At 54.3% G+C, this 3,989-nt stretch carries 1 tRNA gene and 2 rRNA genes; all 3 read right to left on the bottom strand.

Going from position 1 to position 3,989, the window contains the following annotated elements:
- Window positions 1–189 precede the first annotated feature (189 nt).
- Window positions 190–266, bottom strand: a tRNA-Met gene (locus tag FJ548_RS29550).
- Between the two features lie 236 nt (window positions 267–502).
- Window positions 503–617, bottom strand: a 5S ribosomal RNA gene (gene rrf / locus FJ548_RS29545).
- Window positions 618–892: 275 nt separating this feature from the next.
- A 23S ribosomal RNA gene (locus FJ548_RS29540) occupies window positions 893–3,704 on the bottom strand.
- Between the last annotated feature and the right edge of the window lie 285 nt (window positions 3,705–3,989).

Raw genomic sequence — 3,989 nt, 5'->3', positions numbered from 1 at the left:
CTTTCCCCTCATTGGCGACCATCATCGGCTCCCAGATCAAACCGGCCGCCGGCTTGGTGCCATGCCATGCGGGCTGTTTGATTTGGCTTTGGGGGTTCGATTGCCAGCGTTGATCCGGTTGCGGGGGCCACATCGGCATAGCAAAGCAAAACGGCCCGCCTGGGGGTGCCTGGCGGGCCGTTTTTGATTTGGTTGCGGGGACAGGATTTGAACCTGTGACCTTCAGGTTATGAGCCTGACGAGCTACCGGGCTGCTCCACCCCGCGTCAACGCTGAGCAAGCGTTTGCTTGCGTAGTCTGCGATCGCCTGGGCGATTGCGTTTGCCTGGCGATTGCGCTTTGCAACTGCCTTTTTTGGTTTTTGCCAATGGAAAGGGCCGCGTTAGCGGCCCGAGGTTTCCCGTTGGCGGGCCATGTTCAGAGAAGATTTCCACACATTGATCCAAAAATCATTTTTGATTTTTGGAAAGCACGATGTGCGGATCAAACGTGCGTTTAGCAGACCTGGCAGCGACCTACTCTCCCGCGTCTTGAGACGAAGTACCATCAGCGCTGGAGCGTTTCACGGCCGAGTTCGGAATGGGATCGGGTGCAGCCGCTCCGCCATAACCACCAGGTCGGCAAAACGCACGTTATTCGAGAAGCTGGGTTAGGGGATTAGGCAGCAGGGAATAGTGAGTAGGAGATACCTGCTCGCCATCCGGCTGTGCCGTTGCCTGTCTTTCCGTGCCAAGGCGATGCTTTTGCAGGTTGCTTCGGGCAAAGCCCGCAAGCGCGACTGCGCGTCGCCGGTTTTCCGGCGCCCTCGCGGAGCATAGGCCCCAGAGGGGCCGCTCATGCGTGAGCGCTGGTGAGACCATCTGACTATGTCAGATGGGCATAAGGAATGAGAACGATCAAGCCGATCGAACTATTAGTACCGGTAAGCTTCAAGCGTTGCCGCTCTTCCACACCCGGCCTATCAACGTGGTCGTCTTCCACGGTTCTCAGGGAATACTCGTTTTAAGGTGGGTTTCCCGCTTAGATGCCTTCAGCGGTTATCCCGTCCGGATATAGCTACCCTGCTATGCGGCTGGCGCCACAACAGGTCCACCAGAGATCCGTCCATCCCGGTCCTCTCGTACTAGGGACAGATCCTTTCAATATTCCTACACCCACGGCAGATAGGGACCGAACTGTCTCACGACGTTCTGAACCCAACTCACGTACCGCTTTAAATGGCGAACAGCCATACCCTTGGGACCTGCTCCAGCCCCAGGATGCGATGAGTCGACATCGAGGTGCCAAACAACCCCGTCGATATGGACTCTTGGGGGTCATCAGCCTGTTATCCCCGGCGTACCTTTTATCCGTTGAGCGATGGCCCTTCCACGCGGGACCACCGGATCACTATGACCGACTTTCGTCTCTGCTCGACTTGTCAGTCTCGCAGTCAGGCAGGCTTATGCCATTGCACTCAGCGAACGATTTCCGACCGTTCTGAGCCCACCATCGCGCGCCTCCGTTACTCTTTAGGAGGCGACCGCCCCAGTCAAACTACCCACCATACATTGTCCCGGACCCGGATAACGGGCCGCGGTTAGACATCCATAGTGATAAGGGTGGTATTTCAAGGGTGGCTCCACCTGAGCTGGCGCCCAGGTTTCAAAGCCTACCACCTATCCTACACATGCCACTACGAATGCCAATGTAAAGCTATAGTAAAGGTGCACGGGGTCTTTCCGTCTAACCGCAGGAACCCCGCATCTTCACGGGGAATTCAATTTCACTGAGTCTATGCTGGAGACAGCGGGGAAGTCGTTACGCCATTCGTGCAGGTCGGAACTTACCCGACAAGGAATTTCGCTACCTTAGGACCGTTATAGTTACGGCCGCCGTTTACTGGGGCTTCGATTCAGAGCTTGCACCCCTCCTCTTAACCTTCCAGCACCGGGCAGGCGTCAGACCCTATACGTCGCCTTGCGGCTTCGCAGAGCCCTGTGTTTTTGATAAACAGTCGCTACCCCCTGGTCTGTGCCACCCTCCTCTGCTTGCGCAGAAAAGGGTCACGCTTCTTCCGAAGTTACGCGTGCAATTTGCCGAGTTCCTTCAGCATAGTTCTCTCAAGCGCCTTGGTATACTCTACCAGACCACCAGTGTCGGTTTCGGGTACGGTCTATAAGGAGGAGCTATTTCCTGGAACCACTCCGCTGCCCGTTCAATCCGATAAGATTGGACAACTTGTGTGATCCGTCACTACCTCCAGGCCCACGAATATTAACGTGGTTCCCATCGACTACGCGTTTCCGCCTCGTCTTAGGGGCCGGCTAACCCTGCTCAGATTAACTTTAAGCAGGAACCCTTGGTCTTTCGGCGGGGGAGTCTCTCACTCCCCTTACGTTACTCATGTCAGCATTCGCACTTCTGATACCTCCACCACCCCTCACGGGTATGGCTTCATCAGCTTACAGAACGCTCCGCTACCGCTCGTGATTGCTCACGAACCCTAAGCTTCGGTGTATGGCTTTAGCCCCGTTACATTTTCGGCGCAAAGACCCTTATTTAGACCAGTGAGCTGTTACGCTTTCTTTAAATGATGGCTGCTTCTAAGCCAACATCCTGGTTGTTTTGGGATCCTCACATCCTTTCCCACTTAGCCATAACTTGGGGACCTTAGCTGTAGGTCAGGGTTGTTTCCCTTTTCACGACGGACGTTAGCACCCGCCGTGTGTCTGCCGACTAGTACTCCCAGGTATTCGGAGTTTGGTTAGGTTTGGTAATCCGGTGAGGACCCCTAGCCCATCCAGTGCTCTACCCCCTGGGGTATTCGGTCGACGCTCTACCTAAATAGATTTCGCGGAGAACCAGCTATTTCCGAGTTTGATTGGCCTTTCACCCCTAGCCACAAGTCATCCCGAACTATTGCAACAGTTATGGGTTCGGTCCTCCAGTAAGTGTTACCTTACCTTCAACCTGCTCATGGCTAGATCACTCGGTTTCGGGTCTAATGCGACGAACTGAACGCCCTGTTCAGACTCGCTTTCGCTGCGCCTACACCTACCGGTTTAAGCTTGCTCGTCACACTAAGTCGCTGACCCATTATACAAAAGGTACGTGGTCACCCTTGCGGGCTCCCACTGTTTGTAGGCAATCGGTTTCAGGTACTCTTTCACTCCCCTTGTCGGGGTGCTTTTCACCTTTCCCTCACGGTACTAGTTCGCTATCGGTCATGCACGAGTACTTAGGCTTGGAGGGTGGTCCCCCCAATTTCAGACAGGATTTCACGTGTCCCGCCTTACTCGAGGACGATTGATTGCATTACGCGTACGGGGCTGTCACCCACTATGGCCCTACTTTCCAGAAGGTTCCGCTTGTCTCTCAATCGCCACTGGCCTGGTCCGGGTTCGCTCGCCACTACTTCCGGAGTCTCGGTTGATGTCCTTTCCTACGGGTACTTAGATGTTTCAGTTCCCCGCGTTCGCCACTTTATCCCTATGTATTCAGGATAAGTTACCTATAACAGATACTTGGAAACCACAGCAGCAAGTCGGCCTTGCGACCTTCTGGCTGCTCTGATTTTCCAAGCACCTTAGGTGGGTTTCCCCATTCGGAAATCTACGGATCAAAGGGTATTCGCACCTCCCCGTAGCTTATCGCAGCGTATCACGTCCTTCATCGCCTGTGCATGCCAAGGCATCCACCAATTGCCCTTAAGACACTTGATCGTTCTCATTGCCAATGCCCACCCGCGCGATTTCAAAGAAATCGTCGCCTGAACCAGATCCTGTGCGGGATTTGGTTCGATGTCATTGGCACAAAAAGACCAGCTTCTCGAGATCGGTTCGAGGGCGCGGTTAGGCAAACCCATCATATGCCGGAGATTGAGCGTCTCCAGCGACAAATCATCAGTCTTGCGACCAATGAAGTTCGAACAAATCTTCTCTTTACGATGTCAAACAGAACAGGCGGTGAGCATCACGCTCGCCGCAAACTCTTTGTACGAATGACTT

The organism is Mesorhizobium sp. B2-4-17, from assembly GCF_006441275.1.
In the GTDB taxonomy this organism is placed as follows: Bacteria; Pseudomonadota; Alphaproteobacteria; order Rhizobiales; family Rhizobiaceae; genus Mesorhizobium.
Note: the sequence above shows the minus strand (reverse complement) of the source record. Positions and strands in the feature narration are given on the sequence as shown.